We start from the raw sequence: 17,824 nt of genomic DNA on the forward strand, positions 1-17,824 counted from the left end.
AAAAACCTGCGTTTTTGGGGCCTTTAGCGTGGGTCCGGAATTCATTCGAAAAACAGTAGTTTTGTGAATAATACTTTCCTGCCTTAAGTAGGCATTCCACTGCGCACAATTTGTCATGTATCACATCATTTATAGTAGTCAGGCTAAAAAAGCGATGACGCTCACTACGCTCGTCGTGTTGCTCATGCAGGCGCGCGCCCTCAACGAGCGCCAGCACGTGACGGGGGCGTTGGTGTACGGCGCTGGCCAGTTCATGCAAGTAATGGAAGGGGAGGAGGCCGTTATCAAGGACCTCTACGAGCGCATCGTCCAGGACCCGCGTCACCACGACGTCCGCAAGCTCGCCGAGGGGCCCATTGCGACCCGCAGCTTTGCCCAGTGGGCCATGGCGTTTGGGGAAGTGCCCGCCGATAAGTTTGAGGTGTTGTGCCGCGTGGCAGAGTATCAGACCCCGGCGCAAATGGCTGACCACCTCGCCGTGGGTAGGGCAGTAGATGAACGCCTGCTAGCCAAAATGAAAGAACTCGTGCACATGCACGCCAAAGGGTAACAGGCGATGCGAGTAGCTCTCTATGCCCGCGTCTCGACGAAAGACAAAGGCCAAACCAACGAAAATCAACTGCGCGAGCTGCGCGCCTTCGCCCAGCGGCTAGGCTACTCCCTATATAAGGAGTACTGTGACCAGGAAAGCGGCGGCAGCGCCGAGCGGCCTCAGTTTCAGCAACTCTTTGTGGATGCTCACCAGCGGCGCTTTGACGTGGTGCTGTTCTGGAGCCTCGACCGCTTCAGCCGCGAGGGGGTGACCGAGACGCTCAACCACCTGCAACGACTCACGGCGGCCGGCGTGCAATTCAAGTCCTTCACCGAGCAGTACCTCGACAGCACCGGTATGTTTCGCGAGGCCATCATTGGCTTTTTGGCCGCCATCGCCAAGCAGGAGCGCGTACGCTTCTCCGAGCGCATCAAAGCCGGCCAGGCCCGTAGTAATAAGGCTCCCGGCCGGCCCGCCCTGGCCGATGAGTTGGTGGCCGAAGTGCGGCGCCTAAGAGGGGAGGGGCTCACCCTTAAAAGGATTCAGCTAGCTACTGGCGTGCCCGTGGCAACCATACACAAGTACCTCGTAGCGGTATAAAATAGGGTTCTCAAAGGCCCTAGATCACTTTTTTAGCTATGGGAACTGCTGGCAAGCCTGGGTAGTGGCTCGATTGCTGCCGGATATAATAGGTGGGTTCTTGCTATTATACTGTTTATTAGCAAAACAGTATAATAAGCATGCTGAACGTAGTAGAGCTAGCGCTTATAAATGCCTGTTAGGTAGGTATATTTATACGCTAATTGCCTACCCACTCATTTTTATCCTCTTTGCAAAGTTCTACTAAAGGAGCCGCTGGGGTATTCCAGCAGGCATTTCCTGTACCCAGTAAGCCGGTCCGGCTTGGAGTACTGGAAAAACTCAACGTCAACGTAGTAGGGGGCGGGAAGCCAACCTTGCTTTTCTGCAATGGCTTCAACTGCAACCAGCACATCTGGAATTACCTTCGGCCTAGGCTGGCGGTGCACTACCACTTGGTATTCTTCGACCAAATGGGTACCGGCGACTCAGACTTGACGGCCTACGAGGCGGAGAAATACAGCACCCTGGAGGCCTATGCGCAGGATGTCATCGAGGTGTGTGAAGCCTTGAGCCTGCACGATGTCGTGCTTATCGGGCATTCGGTGGGGGCTATGATTGGCTTGCTGGCGGCTAACCGGGCGCCGGCCTACTTCTCCAAAGTAGTGCTGATGGCCGTCTCACCTTGTTATATCAACGAGCCCGGCTATTACGGGGGCTTTGAGCGCCAGGACCTGCTCGACTTGCTGGCCGCGATGGACGACAATTACCAGAGTTGGGCCAGCACGTTTGCCACTATGCTCATGGGGCAAGACCAACCGGCTGCGCTAGGTTATGAGTTGGCGGGCTATTTCTGCCAGGCGGACCCCACGATCGCCCGGCGGTTTGCCCGCCTCTCCTTCCTGGCCGACAACCGCGCCGACGTAGCTCAGCTGCCGCTGCCGGCGCTGCTGCTGCAGTGCCGGGAAGACGTTGCCGTGCCGGATGAGGTAACAGCTTACCTGCAGGCCCAACTGCCCCAGGCTACCCTGATTACACTAAACACCACGGGGCATTGTCCTCATTTAAGTGCGCCGTTGGAAGTGCTGGCGGCGCTCCAAGAATTTCTGGCCTAAGCAGCTCCTTAGTAGAAAATCTTGCAATGCCAGGTTTTTTTTTCGAGCGTACTTTCCAGCAGAATAGGCAGGACAAAGGGTGGCAGAAAGGTTAAAAAAAGGCGTTTACTTGCCCTTTTTTTAACCTTTCTGCCACCCTTTCTGCCTATAAAAAGTGCTCATAATGCGTTTAAAAGCACTAATTAATTTGATTTTCTGTGCCGGGTGGCGCGGCCTTTTTTTATGCCCACCCAGTAGTAAGCGACACTTAATGAGCGGTTTGCCGATATAAGTCGTGGCCAGTGTGAAGATGCTAATTACGCCTATTTGGCTGCCCATGTCTGCAACTCGGCTACCAACTCGGCCGAGCCTACGAAAAGGGGCGCGCGCTGGTGCAACTCAGTGGTTGGGGGCACATCGAGGACGTTGGCGGTCCCGGTCACGGCGGCCCCGCCAGCTTGCTCGATGAGGTAGGTGAGGGGGGTAGCATTCGTAGGGCAAACGCAGCTTGCTAGTGGGCTTAGCCACGGTAGGGGGGTAGAGGTAGATGCCGCCCATGAAGAGGTTGCGGTGGTACTCGGCTGCGCAGGCGAGCTCACTACAAAGCGGCCCGAATAGCGGCGCTTTTTGCACGTGGTGAGAAAATTGCGTACAAACTCGGGGTAATCGAACCTATTACCCTCATTATAACAGAATACTGTTTTGCCGTGCCCGTTTGAATAATCTCTTCCTCCTCCGAAAGAATGGCGCAGCACTCGCCGCCATTGGTGAGGGCACGGATGAAGCGGATGTTGGCTTCCACATCGAGGCGCTGCTGAGCTTCGCCCTGCCTGCACATTCACTGTGTCCGCGGTTGAGGCCAGCGCGGTTGATGTCGTGGTTGATTATTTTGCTAGCTAAGGCTAGGTCGCGCAGCTGCTGCGAGAGCTCGCCGGTAGCATACGGAAACTCGGTCTGCTTGCGCATAATGTAACGCTTGAGGGTGGTGCCGACGGGCGTGGCCAATTGCTCTTGGGTGAGGGTTATGGGTAGGTTTTAATAAGTAAACTCAAGCTGTGAGGATAAATCACGGCTTGGGTTACTCACTGTAAATTAATTGCTTAAAAAAACGTTGCCGCTATCTGAAGCGCGCCGTAATTATTTTCAGGGTTCCAGAGGGCGGTGGCCGCCACGGGTGCTTCGTAGGTGACTAGCTTCAGGGTCTTGGCGTATATACCGCTGAGGTTGGTGAAATTGGGATGGTTGGAGTAAAAGCTTTGCTCACACTCGAAGGCAAATGCCCTGCCCGCAATTAGCCGCAGCGACGCGTTGCCCTTTTGCCACACCGGATATTCGAGCTGCACGTAGTTGGGAAAAGGTGCTTTTGATGCGCCCATCGGCCTCCGTGTAACAGTCGCGGCCTAGCAAAATGGTGCTCTACGAAGCCTGCAGCTGAATTTTATCGCTCAACGTGTAGGCCACTGCCAGGTCCGCGAAGTGCCGACGCGGTCGTAGGAAAAAATATTAGCGTCCGGGTAGCTCGAAAAGTTGTTAATATCCCAAAGGGCAAGCAGAAATCGTCCTTTCGAATAACTAGCATAATAATCGAATTCCTTGTACTCACCCGTGAAACCCGACCCACCCCAGAGACCGGTGCTGAAGTGCTCGTTGCGGGTGGTGTAGTGCAGGTCGGCGGCGATCAAGGCGGCATTCGTCACCTTGAAGCCGCGCCAGAGGTGCATGTTTTTCAGCGTCACATTCAGGTCAATGGTCTGGTAGCGCATGTCCGTCGAGTCGGGCACGAGGCCGGCCACGCTGGCCTGAGCCTGGGCGCGGGACGGGCAAAACAAGCCCAGGAGGCTGACAAGTGCCAGCCAGAAGTACTTATTTTCATGATTTTACCTGGTGGGGCTGGAGGAAATTTCTGCCTTAACGCACGCCTTTTGTCATTGCGAGCGCCGCTATGCAATCGCATTAGCAGGTTATCAATCGATTATTGTGCGCGTGTAATTTCTCCGCGGCGCTCGCAATGACAAGAGGCGCAGGCGATGTAGCAGCTTAAGCTAACTGCACGAAAAGCAGCGCCGCCAGCGCCGCCCCAGCCAGTGGCCCAAGCACCGGAATCCAGGCGTAGGACCACTCGCTCGGCCCCTTGTCGCGCAGTGGCAATAGGGCGTGCATGATGCGCGGCGCCAAGTCCCGTGCCGGGTTGATAGCGTAGCCGGTGGTGCCGCCCAGTGCCAGCCCGATTACCCATACTAGCAAGGCTACCGGTAGCGCGCCAACCGAGCCGAGGCCGATGGCCGCGTGCGTAGCCGTCATTTCGGCCCCGGCAATGTAGAAGATAGTGAGCATCAGCACTAGCGTGCCAATTACCTCATTGATAAAGTTGTTTGCATGGTTGCGAATGGCCGGCCCGGTGCAAAACACGGCCAGCTTTAAGCCCGGCTCGGGGGTACGGTCGAAGTGGTCTTTATATAATAGCCAAACCAAGAAGGCCCCCAACGCACCGCCTAGCATTTGGGCCGCCACGTAGCTGGGTACCAGCGCCCAGGAGAATTTTCCGGCTAGTGCTAGACCTAGCGTCACGGCTGGGTTTAGGTGCGCGCCACTCACGGGGCCAGCTAGTACCACGCCCACATATACAGCTAGTGCCCAAGCTGTCGTAATCGCTATCCAACCCCCGTTATGACCTTTGGTATCCTTCAAAATCACGTTGGCCACGACGCCGTCGCCCAACAAAATTAGCACTGCTGTGCCGATAAACTCCGCGATAAAAGGGCTCATTAAACTACGGCTTTTTCAGCTGAAACCTTGGCCGGAGCACCCTTTGCCCATACTTGCAGGGCGCGCACGGCGCGGTGCCAATCGGCAATACCGGCTTCGAGGCCTTCGCGGTCGGCATTGGGCACGTACGAACTGTCGCCCTGCGCTAGGCTCTTGATTTCGGCCACGTCTTTCCAGTAACTTACGGCCAGACCAGCGAGGTAGGCCGCGCCAAGAGCCGTAGTTTCGGCCATACTGGGGCGCACGACTTTGGTATGCAGCACATCGGCCTGAAACTGCATTAGCAGCTTGTTCACCGTGGCGCCGCCATCTACGCGCAGCTCCGCTATGGCGAGGTCCGAATCGGCCTCCATCGCCTTCAGTACATCCATAGTTTGGTAAGCAATCGCTTCGACGGCAGCGCGGGCAATGTGGGCCGCCTTTGTAGCCCGCGACATCCCGAAGAGGGTGCCCCGCGCGTAGGGGTCCCAGTAGGGCGCACCCAGCCCGGCAAAGGCCGGTACGAAATATACGCCGCCATTGTCGTCAACCTGCGTGGCTAACTGCTCGATTTCGCTCGAAGTCTTGATAATGCCTAAGTTGTCGCGTAGCCACTGCACCACCGCCCCGGCGATAAAGATGCTGCCCTCCAGCGCGTAGCACACCTTGCCATTAAGCTGCCAACCGATGGTAGTCAATAGGTTATGTTGCGACAGTTTTGGCGTTTCGCCAATGTTCATCAGCATAAAGCAGCCCGTACCGTAGGTGCTTTTTACCATGCCCGGCTGGGTGCACATCTGCCCAAAGAGGGCAGCTTGCTGGTCGCCGGCGATGCCAGCAATCGGAATTTTGCTGGCGAATAGCGTGGTTTTGGTTTCGCCGTACACCTCGCTCGACTGCTTTACCGTGGGTAGCATGCTGCGTGGAATGTCGAAAAGGGCCAGTAATTCGTCATCCCAAACCAAGGTGTGAATGTTGAAGAGCATCGTCCGCGAGGCGTTCGATACGTCCGTCACGTGCAATTCGCCTTGGGTGAAATTCCAAACCAGCCAGCTGTCTACCGTGCCGAATGCCAATTCGCCTGCCTCGGCTTGCTCGCGAGCCTTGGCCACGTTGTCCAAAATCCAGCGCACCTTACTCGCTGAAAAATAAGCGTCTAACAGCAAGCCGGTTTTGGCACGAATCATCTCCTCGTGCCCATCTTCATGCAGCTGGGCGCAGTACTCGGCCGTGCGCCGGTCTTGCCACACGATGGCGTTGTAGACCGGCGCGCCGGTTTTGCGGTTCCACACCACCACCGTTTCGCGCTGGTTGGTGATGCCGATGGCCGCGATATTGCTGCCGTTGTGGCCCACCTTCACCGTCGCCTCGGCGGCTACGCCAGCCTGGCTCGACCAAATTTCGCGCGGGTCGTGCTCTACCCAGCCCGGCTTCGGAAAAATCTGGGTAAACTCCTTCTGCGCTTGGGCCACAATCTGCCCTTTTTGGTCGAAGAGAATAGCGCGGGAACTGGTCGTGCCCTGGTCGAGAGCGAGGATGAATTGCTGCATGGGAAGCAGTTTTTAAGGGTGGGAAAAATAAAACAGGCTGCTGCCAAAAGTAAACAAGCCCTATCCGGCTTAGCAGCAAGTGCCAAAAGCCAGTAATAGCAGCCACTAAGTGGTTGGTAAGTAGTTAGTACTTGAACAGTATGCTGCCGCTAGGCCGCTTGAAGCGTAGGCTGCGCTTGCAGCAGGTAGTTCTGAGCCGTTTTGGTAAACCCAGCTACCTGCGCTTGCTGCCAAGCATAGTCGTGGTCTAACTCCTGGGCTAGCAGCGCGGCCACCGTGGGGGCCATCCGAATAGCTGCTTCCGCATCCAGAAATAGCACCCGTACACGGCGGGCAAGCACGTCTTCCACCGTGCGGGCCATCTCGTAGCGGGCGGCCCACACCACTTCGGCTTGGAGAAACTCGAGTGTATTGTCCAGCTTTTCGCCTAGGGCGGGCTGCTGCTTAATCAGGTCGTGCAGGGCGGGCTGGTCGCTGCCGTACACGTAGAGGTGGTTGCGGCGGTCGTCGTCGCTGGTGGCCAGCGCGCCGTGGATGGCCAGGTTAATCGTTTGGCTTTCCGCTTTCGGTAATTTTCCCAGGCTAATAGCCTTATTTACTGTGTCTTGCCCCATGCGGCGGTAAGTCGTCCACTTGCCACCCGTAATGGTGATGAGACCCGCATCGGACACCAGAATCTTGTGGCTGCGTGAGATTTCCTTGGTTTTTGCCGAACCGTCTTGCGGCGCGGCCAGGGGCCGCAGGCCGGCAAACACGCTCAGTGCGTCGCTTCGCTTGGGAGCGCGGGCGAGGTAGCGGCCAGCCGTGCGCAAGATGAAGTTGATTTCCGCTTCCAGCGCTTTGGGCTCCTCGCTGTACTCGTTTAGGGGCGTGTCGGTGGTGCCGAGGATGACGCGCTCGTGCCATGGCACGGCGAAAAGCACGCGCCCATCGTCCGTCTTGGGAATCATAATTGCGTCATTGCCCGGCAAAAAAGACTTGTCGAGCACGATGTGCACGCCTTGGCTAGGCCGCACCAATTTTTTGGTGCCAGGTTTATCCATTTGCAGAATCTCGTCTACAAAGATACCGGTAGCATTTACGACTGCTTTCGCTTTTATTTCATATAATTTCCCTGTTTCATTGTCTACGGCTTTTACGCCTGCCACTTGGCCTTGGGCATCTTTCAAAATGCCTTGTACCGCGCAGTGGTTGAGCAGCGTGCCGCCCAACTCAACGGCCGTTTGGGCAAGGTTGATGGCTAAGCGTGCGTCGTCAAACTGCCCATCCTGGTAGACCACGCCGCCGTGCAGGCCCTCTTGCTTGATGTTGCCCAGGCGCTCAATAGTCTCCTGCTTGCTGATATGCGACGCAGCACCGAGGCTTAGCTTACCCGACATTAGGTCGTATATCTTCATGCCTAGGGTGTAGTATGGGCCGCCCCACCACTCATAATTAGGAATAATAAATGATTGATTTTTAACTAAGTGAGGAGCGTTTTTTAACAATAGACCACGCTCGTACAACGCCTCACGCACTAGGCCGATGTCGCCCTGCGCTAGGTAGCGTACGCCGCCGTGCACTAGTTTGGTAGCGCGGCTGCTCGTGCCTTTAGCAAAATCAGTTTGCTCAAGGAGCAACGTTTTGTAACCCCGGCTAAGGCCGTCGATGGCTACGCCTAGGCCCGTCGCGCCGCCACCAATTACGATTAAATCCCAAATGGGCTGGTTGGTTAACTGGTCTATAAGGGTAGGCCGGTGAAAAGTGGCTGTTTTCATCACGTTTCGCATGATTTCGATTCTAGTAGTCGATAAGCTTTCTTAACAAAGTAAAAGTAATAAAGTGAAACAAAAGAAAGCAAGTGAAAGAATAAAAATAGTGAATGGCTGCTTGCCCCTAGAGGTTTATCAACTGTTATACAAAGAGTTATGTTAAATAGTATATCGTTATCAGCTTTATGAAAAACGTTAGAAATTACGTTTGCTTTCGTTTTTTGACGGGTTATTGCAGATGTTAGGCTGTGTACCTGCTTTCACCAAAGGCTCTACTTTTGCTCTATGAATGCCAGCGTGAAAAGACACCAACTCATCTTGCAACAGCTCCAAGCCTATAAGCACGTTGAAGTGCCCGAACTATGCGAGGCCCTACATGTATCGGCCGTGACGGTGCGCAAGGATTTGAAGTTGCTGGAAGAGAAGGGATTACTGTTTCGTACGCACGGCGGGGCATCGTTAGAGAGCCCGTATATCAAGGACCGGCCCGTCAACGAGAAGGAGCAGTTGGCCGTGGGTGAGAAGGCCGATATTGCGACGGTTGCGGCGCAGCTAATTCAGGCGCAGGAGTCGGTTATCATTGCTTCGGGCACTACCATGTTGGCGTTGGCCCGCGCCATTCCGACACAACTGCCGCTCACGGTGATTACCTCGGCGCTGAATGTAGGCCTGGAACTGCTGAAGCACCCGGAAATTGAAGTGTTGCAGCTCGGCGGCTACCTACGGCACAGTTCCTCTTCGGTGACGGGGCCACACGCCGAGCAGGTATTAGCCGAAATTGCGTGCAGCAAGTTGTTTCTGGGTGTAGATGGCATCGACCTGGATTTTGGCCTGACCACTACCAACATCGCGGAAGCGCGGCTCAACCAGCAGATGATGCGCACGGCCCAGCAAACTATCGTGCTGGCCGACTCATCAAAATTTGGCAAGCGAGGTTTTGGACGCATTTGCGGCTTGGAGCAAGTGGCCCACATCATTACCGACCAAGGGATAGCGCCTGCCGACAGCCGAAAAATAAAGGAGCTGGGCATATCGCTAACCATCGTTTAGGGAAGAATTAAGCTTCATTTCCTGAACTATGACCCTGCTCCAATAAGGAGGTAGTAAGGCAGCGCCATCAAGGGCGCGCATTATTACCTGGTAAATACCTGCTTATCTTGTTCAGCTAGGTGCCGCTGGCTGAGCTAGCCACTGGGGAAGTAGGTTTCGTTTGGCCTTTGGGCACTGGCCTGCGGCATAGCACTAGAGTATTGCCACGAAGTCGTTGGAATTCGTTGTAGATAAAGGCCTACCCCCTGCCTACCCTAGCAGGTCATTGCGTATGCCTCAAGGCCGCCCTTTTTTCTAGATATATTCCGCTACTGCCAGCTCGTGAGTAGCCTATTTTAGGGCTTGGTGGGGCGGCTGGTAAAGCCCAACCGCTGCAAGCCGCGTTGCACGTCGGCCTGGCCCATAAACAGCCGCCAGGGCAGCCCCGAGCGGTAGTTTTCTATCATAACCACAATGGGTCCCTGGTCGATGGCTAGGTGCGTGCGGGCGTACCAATTGCGGCTTTCGCTGAAGCCATCGGCAAAGCCAAACGGCCCCCACAAGTGGGTACCCAGGTCGTAATACAGGTGCCGCAATACCTGCATAGATTCGGTAGGGGTATATGGGAAGGATGACAGCGCCGCCGTGGGTTGAATTACGCCCACATCTACACTCGGGCAGTGGGCCAGGTAGCCCTTATAGCTGTCGCCGGCCGTTAGGCCCCAGCAGGTAGGGCCGTAGCCTTTCCAGTGCTTGGGGTTGGCTATGCAATAGGCCCGGTTGATGAGCGTGTGGTGGCGCGTTTGCTCGGCGTAGTCGATGCCGTGGTCGTCGGTCAGGCCGTTAGGGTTGATACCCAAGTAGGTATATTGTTCAAAAAATAAAGGGCCGCCCTGGTCGTAGGCGTCGAGGGGCAGGCGATAGCCGTAGTACGTATGGCCGTTGCGCCAGTCCTTGCTGCCCACCCAGCAGCTATCGTGCACCGCCCGTGCAAGGGGGTGGGTAGGCGAGGCCGCCGCCATGATGTAAGTGATGAGCGCCTCGTCGTAGCCGCCGATGGGGAAGTTCATTTGAAACCCGTTGTTCGGGCTCCAGTGCCAGTAGAGCTTGTTCTGTCCGCCTTGGGTGTGCCAGGTCCAGTCGGCGGCTTCCCACAACTGCTGCACCCGTTTCTGGAAGTAGCGCTCGGGCAGGGAAGTGCCGTTAAAGTAAGCTTTCGCCGTAAGCAGCCCCATTAGCAGGTAGGAGGTTTCCACGAGGTCGGCCGCGTCTCGAGGCGGTCGAAGGCAATGGTCTTGCCAGTAGCCCCGTTCATGAAATGCGGATAGATGCCGTGGTAGCAGTCCGCCTTAAGCAGAAAATCCGCGATTTTGGTGAGGCGGCGCAACGCCGCCTCGCGGCTTACCCAGTGCCGGTGCACGGCTACCACCGTCGCCATCACGCCCATGCCGGTGCCCCCGATGGCACAGGCCTCGGGCCCAAAAGTGGCCGTGCTCAAATTAGGGCTGTCGTAGGCCTCGTTGATGTAGTCCCAATAATATTGTGCCCACACGGTGTTATCGCGCTCGCGGGCCAGCCCACTCACCGGGTGGGCAAAGTGCCAGAAGTAGCGAAACGTCTGGCGCTGCACAATGTCGAGCAGCACCGAGTCGGAAGCCTGCCGCACAATGCCCACCGGCGCAATGTAGTCGGCCGCCGGAGTGGGCCGCCGGGCTGCCGGGCGCGGCTGCGCTTGGGCAGCGCCGGTTAGTAGCCCAGCCGCTACCAGCGGCCAAAGCAGCTTGTTCATAAGAGAGGGGGTAGGAAAAGAGCGAGCTGTAAGTTCGGCAAAAAGGGGGCAATGCCCTAGCCGACTGCGGCTACTACTTTGGCCATACCGGCGGCTTGCGGGCCCGCCTGGTTTATTCCTTGCAAACGAGCCGACCCATTTTTACTGTGGCTCCGCTGCTTCTAGGAGCCGGGCGACGCGCTCGCGCCAACTGGCCGAGAGCATCGGCAGTTCATGAATTGCTTCCAGCTTAGCGCGGTCCTTGGGGCCTGGCGCGTACACTTCCGCCATATCTTGGATGGTGACTGCGTACGCCGAAGGATGCAGCAGGGTGATAGCATCGCCCGCTTGCAGCGTTCCCTCGCGGTGCACCCGAAAGTAGATGCCACTGCGGCGAGCCTCCCCAAACCGGCGCACAAGCGATGCATCTTGCAGGCGGAAGCCCAATTTGACGCAGGGCTGGCGAGGCTGCTGGGCCACCAGCACAGCCGTACCAACCAAGAAGTGGTCTCCCACGCGCACTTGGTCTTCGAGCAGCCCGACTGTGGTGAGGTTTTCGCCGAAGGCGCCCGGCACTAGCCGCGGGACCGGCACAAACTGCTGCCAATACGCGTGGTGCTCCAGGGGGTAGGCATACACGGCTTTGTCGCGCCCACCGTGGACACGCAAATCGGCTTGGCCGTCGCCAGCCAAGTGCTCGGCATACACCCGCACGGGGCCAGCCACCGGCTGCTTGAAGATGCTGGTGCGCAGAACTTGCCCTTGCCAAGAAAAGTCCTGAGGCAGGGCGGTGTTAACGGAAAGTACGTGCATAGCGCAAAGTAATGACAATCAACAAGCTGGCGTTTCTGACAGACCCCTTGCAGTTGCCGGCACAAGAATAGTCTAAGCAGTTTTTCTAACCAAGTGCGCTCAGCAAGCAGCTATTACTCGCCTAACGCGAGTTGTAACTGCCCACGTTTTGAGCATTAGATAAGCCTAAACTAGCTGCGCAGAACCAAGGCATCATTTTAGGTTGGGCAGCACGGCCGCTTTGTGCATGAAGTAGCATCGAGCCTAAAAAATGCCCTGCCTACCCCCCCGCGTGCGAGAAGGGAGTAGGCAGGGTATTCGACTGCTGGTTGAAAAACCACTTGTGCTGCCTTACTAGCTTAGTGCACCGGCCCAGGCGCGGGCTTCGGCCAGCATAGTAAAATGCCGAAACTCGTAGGGTAGGCCAGGCACCGCACTTTGATACATGCCATCGATGGTGATGCGGTTGAGAGTTTCGGCCGATTCGAGGTGCGCAAAACGGCGTAAGCCAAGGTTGCCAATGGGCACCAGTAGCGCCGAGTGCACCCAGGCCAGGTCTTTGGGCCGCACGGCGCCTAGGCGGCGGTCGTCGGCTACCCAGCCCGTTACGCGGTGGTGCTGGGCAAAGCGCAGCGCCTCCGTCAGGGCCCGTCGAAAATCAGTACTGCCGGCAAAACCTAGCCACTCGGTTTCGAGCACTGGCTGCGGGCCAGGATGCAGCAAAAGATTTAAGAAAGGGTAGGTGGCAAGGGTGGTGGGCATATACAAGGGGTAGGCGCGCTTTATTCTTCCCGGTGAACCGTGGCGGGGCTGAACGCCGGCACGCACACCGACCAGTACTCGCACTCGGCTTCAAATGGATTGGAGTACCGTACCCGCGCACCCGCCCGAATGAGCAGCGACTCGCCGGCTTGTAGTTCTACCACGTCGCCATCAATTTCGAAGCGCTTGCGACCCCGCACCACAATCGTGATTTCGTCGAATTCGGGCTGCTGGTGCGGCTCGCTCCAGTGCGGCGGCGCCACCATGTGCGCCACACTATACTGGCTAGTGTGGGTGCTGGCCAAGCCAATGTGTTCTTCAATGAGCTTGCCGTCGGTGGTGGGCACGCGAAACGGCGCAGCATTGCGAAAATATTTCTTCTCAGTAGCCATATAGGCAATCGGTAAGCGCTAGTAAACTAGGGGTGGGTAGGGGTAGGGCAGGGCCCAGTGGTGAAAGTACGCAGGCCAGCTTTAGTGGCGGCGCAGGGGTTGGCGTAGGTTTGGCCGTTGCAACCGCATACGGGGTTGTAATCCATTGTGCAAGCCCCCGTCGGGTCGATGCGGGCCGGGTCGATGCACTCAGTAGCTACTGCCGTGGTGCGGGTAGGCGGCCGCTGGCAGCTACCGAGCAGCAGGGCCGCGCTTGCCAAGGCCAGGAAGGAGGTAGGAACCATAGCTGCACATAGACGAGACAAGGACCTGCCAGGTTTTGGAGGCGGGCCGCACAGGCAAGTAGGAGCTGTCCGCTGCCAGTGCGCTTGCTTTAAGAAATTAAGACCTTTCGCCCAACCTGCCGCTTTCCGGCCCGTATAGCTGCCAACCCCCGACCGGTGAGCCTCGCTTGCCTGGTCCCAACCAACTCACCTCTTCACCACTTACTTTTTACTTCTCATGGCATACCGCGAAGAAGATAACAACTCGGGCAAAATCATCCTCGCCGCACTTGCTGGCGCTAGCGCTGGCATTATCGCTGGCATCTTGTTGGCTCCCGACAAAGGCTCGACTACGCTCGAAAACTGGAAAGGCGCTGCTAAAACGTATGGCGGCCAACTAGGCGAACAGTTCAATAAATACAGCGCAGACCTGGAAACCAAGTTTAAAGGCCTGTCAGAAAAGCTCGAAGACCTTGGCGTGTTGGGTGCCGGCGGCAGCCTCAACATTAAAGGCAACTGGGACGACATCAAGGGCAAGCTAAAGCAGCAGTACGCCCAGCTAACCGACGAAGACCTGACCTATGCGGAAGGCAAAGGCGAAGAACTCCTCGGCAAACTGCAAGACAAACTGGGCAAAGGCAAAGCTGAAGTTACTAAAATCATCAATGACTTAGTAGGCAAAGGCGATGATGTAGCCGACAAAGCTGACGATGCCATCGACAAAGGTGCCGACGCCGCCAAAAACGCGGTGAACAAAGGTGCCGATGCTGCTAAGGACGCTGCCAAATAAGGCTGATTCCGAATAGCTTATTCCTGAAAACCTCGCGCTGCCCAGCGCGGGGTTTTTTTGTGCTGCAGCCAACCACGATGCTGGTTTCGCCGTTAGCTTTCGCATTGATACTTACTCTATTCCCCACCATAAACTCTTTTTCACCCATGCCTACAGACAACGGAAAAGTTATTGTTTCGCTCTTGGCCGGCGCCACGGCCGGCATAGTGGCCGGCCTGCTACTAGCGCCCGAAACCGGCGAAGACGCTCGCAAAGGCCTACGCGAGTCGGCAGGCAAATGGGGGGGTAGCCTCGGCAAACTGGTGCAGGATGCCCTCGCCAAGCTACAGCCGCCTCACACCAACCCCGATGCCGCCGTAAGTGAAGACCGCCAAGCTGCCGATGCGCTTTTCGACTCGATGAGCGCTAGCAGGGGGGGTAGGGCTCGCCCCACGGCCGAGCCCGGCGACCTCACAACTTCGGCTACTGGCAACGGTAGTTCGATAGGTGGGGATGATTATGCCCCCGATGACAACGACCTAGACTATGATGGCAACGGAAATGATGCCCGGCATCGTGCTATCTAACAATAGCTTACACTAGATTGCGAAAAAAACACGATTTTTTTCGCAATCTAGTGTAACCATCATTTGCCACTACCGTTAAAGAATATACAAACAGCTTGAACGAAGTTGACTTGGTATTGCTAGTAAAATTGCCGGCCGTAGGAGCTTCTGCTAGAATTGGTTAAACACTCTAGTCGTAAAATCAGACGTCCCATCGCACACTTCTAGCTTTGCTACTTATTTGTTCTGTGCTTTTGTAAAAAAAGGCCCGCTACTTTTTCAGTAGCGGGCCTTTTGATTGTAGGGTAGGGTAGGACTTAACCTTGGTTTTCCCCTTCGGGACGCATCTGGGGGAAAAACAGCACCTCCTGAATAGAATGCGAGTTGGTCATAATCATGCTCAGGCGGTCAATGCCGATGCCTAGGCCAGCCGTAGGCGGCATGCCATATTCAAGGGCGCGCAGGAAATCTTCGTCGAGCACCATCGCCTCGGTGTCGCCGCGTTTGCCTAGCTCCAGCTGGTCCTCGAAGCGCTGGCGTTGGTCGATGGGATCATTCAGTTCCGAGAAAGCATTGCAGATTTCTTTGCCGTTGCAGATAGCCTCGAAGCGCTCGACCAAACCAGGGTGGTCGCGGTGCTTCTTCGCCAGTGGCGACATCTCGACGGGGTAGTCGGTGATGAACGTGGGCTGAATAAGCTTAGGCTCCACGTGCTCGCCAAAAATCTCATCAATGATTTTCGATTTGCCCATGCTGGGGTCGAGGCCCACATGCAGCTTCGCGGCGGTTTCGCGCAGGGCCGCTTCGTCCATCTCCCCAATGGCCACGCCCGTGAACTTCTCAATGGCCTCAAACATGGTGTAGCGCTGCCAGGGCCGCTGGAAATTGATAACGTTGTCGCCAACCTGCACTTCCGTTTTGCCGTGCAGGGCCAGGGCTACCCGCTCTACCATTTCTTCTACCAGGTCCATCATCCAAGCGTAGTCTTTATAGGCTACGTAGAGCTCCATTTGGGTAAACTCGGGGTTGTGAAACCGCGACATCCCCTCGTTGCGGAAGTCCTTCGAGAACTCGTACACGCCGTCAAAACCGCCCACAATGAGGCGTTTGAGGTACAGCTCGTTGGCAATGCGCAAGTACAGCGACATGTCCAGCGTGTTGTGATGCGTTTTGAAGGGGCGCGCTGCTGCGCCACCATACAGCGGCTGCAAGATGGGCGTTTCAACCTCCAGATAGCCCTTGTCGTTCAAGTAGTTGCGCATGGCCTGCACCAGCTGCGTCCGCTTAATGAAAGTTTCGCGCACGTGCGGGTTCACCACTAGGTCCACGTAACGCTGGCGATAGCGCAGCTCGGGGTCAGTAAAGGCATCGTAGGTAACTTCTTCGCCGGTCGCTTCGTCCTTCTTGGTCTTCACGACGGGTAGGGGCCGCAACGCTTTAGCGAGTAGTTTTAGCTCCGTCACGTGTACCGAGATTTCGCCTACCTGCGTAGTAAATACGTGGCCCTTCACACCGATGAAATCGCCTAGGTCGAGCAGCTTTTTAAATACGGTATTGTAGAGCGTTTTATCCTCGCCAGGGCATATCTCGTCGCGGTTGATGTAGAGCTGAATGCGCCCCGAGGAGTCCATCAGCTCGGCGAAGGAAGCCTTGCCCATTACGCGCGACGACATCAAGCGGCCGGCCAGCGATACTTCCTGAAAGTTGTTGAGCTCGGGGCGGTAATTGTCCAAAATTTCCTGCGCGTAGAAGCTTACGTCGAATAATTCGGAGGGGTAGGGCTCGATGCCAATTTCTTGCAATTGCGTCAGTTTCTGACGGCGCAGCAGCTCTTGTTCGCTTAGGTGATGCATAAAATCACAGATTTAGCAGATTGCGCGGATTTCACTGATTCTATCGGCGCGCGGCAATTGCTGACTGGTAGGGAAAGATGAGGATGAAGCTACAAAAGTAGCTCACGAAAAAAGCCGCTCCGATTTCGGAGCGGCTTAACTCAGGTAGCTGGCCTTCGCTAGCTGAAGCTAGCATCAGCAATAGCCGCGTAATCTGCGATTTAAGCAGCCATTTTGAGCTCCGGGGCGGGCTCGGCACCTAGCAGCGTAGGCTGCACCCGGGTGCGCAGGCGCTCTTGTACAAAGCTGTTCTGCAAATGAGTAGGTAGTTCGCGCACCAACTGCTCGTAGCGCTCCAAGCCCAGCGCCTTGGCTACGTAAGTCTCGTGCACGCCATTGAGGTAGCTCACAATGTTGAGCAACGAGCTGTGAAACAGACGGAAGTCGATGTCGGCCTCCACGTAGCGCTCAATCTCGCGGCTGCTCTGCGAGATGCGCAGGCGGCCCAGCAAATCGAAAATAGTTGTGTAGCCCAGGCGCCAGGTAATCTGCTGCCAGTGGGCGGCAGTCCACTTATCGAGCGGGCGGCCTGTCTTCTGGCTACGAATAGCGGTATTGGGGTTCGCCTGCACTTGCTGGCGAGTGGTGATGGCCTTCTGCTTGCGCGTAGTGCGCAAGAATTGGCCAATCTGCGCCTGGGCATCAATCTCCTGCGAAGCGATGTGCAGCCCTGCCTTGTAGCCTGCCAAGGGCAGCCGGTGAATGCTAAAGTCGCCGTAGGCACCAGCTGCGTAAAACGAGATAGGGCGGGGGTAGGCGTTCTTCACCACCAAGCGGCCCACCTCGCGGCGAATCACCTGGCCGTTGTTGGTGCGCACACCCGTGGTATATAGGAAGGCTTGCAGGCCCGATAGAATGGTGTGGTAGGCCTGCGGGAACGTCCAGTGCAGGGCATTACGCAGGAAGTTATCGTCGCCCAACTCGGCAGTGGCGCGCAGGGCGTACTCGGTGCTCCAGCAGGTGTGCAGCAGCTTGATAAGGGCCGCTACGTCGGCCTCAACTAGCTCAGCTTGGTGCTGGCGGAAGAACGGCAGGTGCTGCAAGCCACCTAGGGGGCCTTCGCCTTCCTGCAGGTGGTAGTTGATGGCGAAGAAATAGTTGAGGAAAACTTGGGCCGGAATAGACCGGCGCCAGTTCTCGTCGGCCAAGCGCTGCTGCTCCTGCTCTTCGCGCGAGAGCATAGCTTCGGCTGGCGAAATGGCCATCACGGCAGGGGTAGGGTAAACCTCGGCAGGGATGAGCGGAATAATGCGGGTATCCGGTTGCGTAGTCATACCAGATAAACTGTTTGCGAAGAATTTTAGTTGCGATTTGCTAAAGATTTTCGAGGAAAATTTAGG

Annotated in this window: 22 protein-coding genes; 6 read left to right on the forward strand and 16 right to left on the reverse strand. The window is 56.4% G+C overall.

All coding sequences use genetic code 11. The features are described from left to right. The first annotated feature begins 115 nt into the window (after positions 1–115). The 3 genes from GO988_RS15590 to GO988_RS15600 all read left to right on the forward strand — a co-directional run bounded on the left by GO988_RS15590 (position 116) and on the right by GO988_RS15600 (position 2,226). Positions 116–550: a BLUF domain-containing protein gene (locus GO988_RS15590; protein WP_157567081.1), complete on the forward strand. Its 435-nt coding sequence runs from the start codon at positions 116–118 to the stop codon at positions 548–550. A gap of 6 nt (positions 551–556) precedes the next feature. Then, the gene (locus GO988_RS15595; RefSeq protein ID WP_157567083.1) at positions 557–1,132 is read left to right on the forward strand and encodes a recombinase family protein; all 576 of its coding nucleotides are present in this window, start codon (positions 557–559) and stop codon (positions 1,130–1,132) included. A gap of 230 nt (positions 1,133–1,362) precedes the next feature. After that, entirely contained in the window at positions 1,363–2,226 is an 864-nt protein-coding gene (locus GO988_RS15600; RefSeq protein ID WP_198172793.1) for an alpha/beta fold hydrolase, read from the forward strand. A 302-nt stretch (positions 2,227–2,528) separates the two neighbouring features. Here GO988_RS15600 and GO988_RS24645 read toward each other — a convergent pair whose 3' ends face one another. The 8 genes from GO988_RS24645 to GO988_RS15630 form a co-directional block, all read right to left on the reverse strand. Continuing rightward, positions 2,529–2,648 (reverse strand): hypothetical protein, encoded by a 120-nt coding sequence (locus GO988_RS24645; RefSeq protein ID WP_317164883.1) that lies wholly within the window; start codon positions 2,646–2,648, stop codon positions 2,529–2,531. Beyond that, positions 2,605–2,763: a hypothetical protein gene (locus GO988_RS24650; protein WP_317164890.1), complete on the reverse strand. Its 159-nt coding sequence runs from the start codon at positions 2,761–2,763 to the stop codon at positions 2,605–2,607. Before GO988_RS24650 ends, GO988_RS24645 begins: the two co-directional genes overlap by 44 nt. Before the next feature lie 40 nt (positions 2,764–2,803). Continuing rightward, positions 2,804–3,007: a hypothetical protein gene (locus tag GO988_RS24655; RefSeq protein ID WP_317164892.1), complete on the reverse strand. Its 204-nt coding sequence runs from the start codon at positions 3,005–3,007 to the stop codon at positions 2,804–2,806. A 298-nt stretch (positions 3,008–3,305) separates the two neighbouring features. Then, positions 3,306–3,548 carry a hypothetical protein gene (locus GO988_RS15610; RefSeq protein ID WP_157567088.1) on the reverse strand — a complete coding sequence of 81 codons (243 nt, stop codon included), beginning with the start codon at positions 3,546–3,548 and terminating at the stop codon, positions 3,306–3,308. A 102-nt stretch (positions 3,549–3,650) separates the two neighbouring features. After that, entirely contained in the window at positions 3,651–4,034 is a 384-nt protein-coding gene (locus tag GO988_RS15615; RefSeq protein WP_157567090.1) for a hypothetical protein, read from the reverse strand. 208 nt (positions 4,035–4,242) lie between these two features. After that, the gene (locus tag GO988_RS15620) at positions 4,243–4,971 is read right to left on the reverse strand and encodes an MIP/aquaporin family protein (RefSeq protein ID WP_157567092.1); all 729 of its coding nucleotides are present in this window, start codon (positions 4,969–4,971) and stop codon (positions 4,243–4,245) included. Beyond that, the gene (gene glpK, locus GO988_RS15625; RefSeq protein ID WP_157567094.1) at positions 4,971–6,500 is read right to left on the reverse strand and encodes a glycerol kinase GlpK; all 1,530 of its coding nucleotides are present in this window, start codon (positions 6,498–6,500) and stop codon (positions 4,971–4,973) included. The genes GO988_RS15620 and glpK overlap by 1 nt, the downstream gene beginning before the upstream one ends. A gap of 149 nt (positions 6,501–6,649) precedes the next feature. Further along, the gene (locus GO988_RS15630) at positions 6,650–8,269 is read right to left on the reverse strand and encodes a glycerol-3-phosphate dehydrogenase/oxidase (protein ID WP_232341528.1); all 1,620 of its coding nucleotides are present in this window, start codon (positions 8,267–8,269) and stop codon (positions 6,650–6,652) included. A gap of 279 nt (positions 8,270–8,548) precedes the next feature. Here GO988_RS15630 and GO988_RS15635 point away from each other — a divergent pair, with 279 nt between their 5' ends. Beyond that, complete coding sequence (locus GO988_RS15635) at positions 8,549–9,301, forward strand: DeoR/GlpR family DNA-binding transcription regulator (RefSeq protein WP_317164884.1); 753 nt, start codon at positions 8,549–8,551, stop codon at positions 9,299–9,301. A 335-nt stretch (positions 9,302–9,636) separates the two neighbouring features. On the opposite strand, the gene GO988_RS23800 is transcribed toward GO988_RS15635, so the two are convergent. The 6 genes from GO988_RS23800 to GO988_RS15660 form a co-directional block, all read right to left on the reverse strand. Further along, positions 9,637–10,536, reverse strand: coding sequence for a glucoamylase family protein (locus GO988_RS23800; RefSeq protein ID WP_198172795.1), 900 nt, complete (start codon positions 10,534–10,536; stop codon positions 9,637–9,639). Beyond that, on the reverse strand, positions 10,515–11,069 hold the full coding sequence (locus GO988_RS23805) for a hypothetical protein (RefSeq protein ID WP_198172796.1): 555 nt from the start codon (positions 11,067–11,069) through the stop codon (positions 10,515–10,517). Before GO988_RS23805 ends, GO988_RS23800 begins: the two co-directional genes overlap by 22 nt. Positions 11,070–11,210: 141 nt before the next feature. Continuing rightward, positions 11,211–11,861, reverse strand: a complete 651-nt coding sequence (locus GO988_RS15645; RefSeq protein WP_157567098.1) for an MOSC domain-containing protein — start codon at positions 11,859–11,861, stop codon at positions 11,211–11,213. 333 nt (positions 11,862–12,194) lie between these two features. Beyond that, the gene (locus tag GO988_RS15650) at positions 12,195–12,602 is read right to left on the reverse strand and encodes a DUF2236 domain-containing protein (protein WP_157567101.1); all 408 of its coding nucleotides are present in this window, start codon (positions 12,600–12,602) and stop codon (positions 12,195–12,197) included. A 20-nt stretch (positions 12,603–12,622) separates the two neighbouring features. Next, positions 12,623–12,994: a cupin domain-containing protein gene (locus GO988_RS15655; RefSeq protein ID WP_157567103.1), complete on the reverse strand. Its 372-nt coding sequence runs from the start codon at positions 12,992–12,994 to the stop codon at positions 12,623–12,625. Positions 12,995–13,020: 26 nt separating this feature from the next. Then, positions 13,021–13,278 carry a Kazal-type serine protease inhibitor domain-containing protein gene (locus tag GO988_RS15660; RefSeq protein WP_157567105.1) on the reverse strand — a complete coding sequence of 86 codons (258 nt, stop codon included), beginning with the start codon at positions 13,276–13,278 and terminating at the stop codon, positions 13,021–13,023. A gap of 217 nt (positions 13,279–13,495) precedes the next feature. On the opposite strand from GO988_RS15660, the gene GO988_RS15665 reads away from it, so the two are divergent. Then, positions 13,496–14,047, forward strand: a complete 552-nt coding sequence (locus GO988_RS15665; protein ID WP_157567107.1) for a CsbD family protein — start codon at positions 13,496–13,498, stop codon at positions 14,045–14,047. A 146-nt stretch (positions 14,048–14,193) separates the two neighbouring features. Continuing rightward, positions 14,194–14,613, forward strand: coding sequence for a YtxH domain-containing protein (locus GO988_RS15670; protein ID WP_198172798.1), 420 nt, complete (start codon positions 14,194–14,196; stop codon positions 14,611–14,613). A 296-nt stretch (positions 14,614–14,909) separates the two neighbouring features. On the opposite strand, the gene lysS is transcribed toward GO988_RS15670, so the two are convergent. Together lysS and GO988_RS15680 are read right to left on the reverse strand one after the other, a co-directional pair. After that, the gene (lysS, locus tag GO988_RS15675; protein WP_157567111.1) at positions 14,910–16,445 is read right to left on the reverse strand and encodes a lysine--tRNA ligase; all 1,536 of its coding nucleotides are present in this window, start codon (positions 16,443–16,445) and stop codon (positions 14,910–14,912) included. Between the two features lie 200 nt (positions 16,446–16,645). After that, positions 16,646–17,758, reverse strand: coding sequence for a hypothetical protein (locus tag GO988_RS15680; protein ID WP_232341529.1), 1,113 nt, complete (start codon positions 17,756–17,758; stop codon positions 16,646–16,648). Positions 17,759–17,824: the final 66 nt, after the last annotated feature.

Origin of the sequence: Hymenobacter ginkgonis (genome assembly GCF_009755225.1) — a bacterium.
Lineage (GTDB): Bacteria > Bacteroidota > Bacteroidia > Cytophagales > Hymenobacteraceae > Hymenobacter > Hymenobacter ginkgonis.

What these genes read in the sequence shown, in the direction of transcription:
- GO988_RS15590 (WP_157567081.1), top strand. Translation starts at nt 116, where the DNA reads ATGTATCACATCATTTATAGTAGTCAGGCTAAAAAAGCGATGACGCTC.
- GO988_RS15595 (WP_157567083.1), top strand. Translation starts at nt 557, where the DNA reads ATGCGAGTAGCTCTCTATGCCCGCGTCTCGACGAAAGACAAAGGCCAA.
- GO988_RS24650 (WP_317164890.1), bottom strand. Translation starts at nt 2,763, where the DNA reads ATGGGCGGCATCTACCTCTACCCCCCTACCGTGGCTAAGCCCACTAGC.
- GO988_RS15620 (WP_157567092.1), bottom strand. Translation starts at nt 4,971, where the DNA reads ATGAGCCCTTTTATCGCGGAGTTTATCGGCACAGCAGTGCTAATTTTG.
- glpK (WP_157567094.1), bottom strand. Translation starts at nt 6,500, where the DNA reads ATGCAGCAATTCATCCTCGCTCTCGACCAGGGCACGACCAGTTCCCGC.
- GO988_RS15630 (WP_232341528.1), bottom strand. Translation starts at nt 8,269, where the DNA reads ATGCGAAACGTGATGAAAACAGCCACTTTTCACCGGCCTACCCTTATA.
- GO988_RS23805 (WP_198172796.1), bottom strand. Translation starts at nt 11,069, where the DNA reads ATGAACAAGCTGCTTTGGCCGCTGGTAGCGGCTGGGCTACTAACCGGC.
- GO988_RS15645 (WP_157567098.1), bottom strand. Translation starts at nt 11,861, where the DNA reads ATGCACGTACTTTCCGTTAACACCGCCCTGCCTCAGGACTTTTCTTGG.
- GO988_RS15650 (WP_157567101.1), bottom strand. Translation starts at nt 12,602, where the DNA reads ATGCCCACCACCCTTGCCACCTACCCTTTCTTAAATCTTTTGCTGCAT.
- GO988_RS15655 (WP_157567103.1), bottom strand. Translation starts at nt 12,994, where the DNA reads ATGGCTACTGAGAAGAAATATTTTCGCAATGCTGCGCCGTTTCGCGTG.
- GO988_RS15660 (WP_157567105.1), bottom strand. Translation starts at nt 13,278, where the DNA reads ATGGTTCCTACCTCCTTCCTGGCCTTGGCAAGCGCGGCCCTGCTGCTC.
- GO988_RS15665 (WP_157567107.1), top strand. Translation starts at nt 13,496, where the DNA reads ATGGCATACCGCGAAGAAGATAACAACTCGGGCAAAATCATCCTCGCC.
- GO988_RS15670 (WP_198172798.1), top strand. Translation starts at nt 14,194, where the DNA reads ATGCCTACAGACAACGGAAAAGTTATTGTTTCGCTCTTGGCCGGCGCC.
- lysS (WP_157567111.1), bottom strand. Translation starts at nt 16,445, where the DNA reads ATGCATCACCTAAGCGAACAAGAGCTGCTGCGCCGTCAGAAACTGACG.
- GO988_RS15680 (WP_232341529.1), bottom strand. Translation starts at nt 17,758, where the DNA reads ATGACTACGCAACCGGATACCCGCATTATTCCGCTCATCCCTGCCGAG.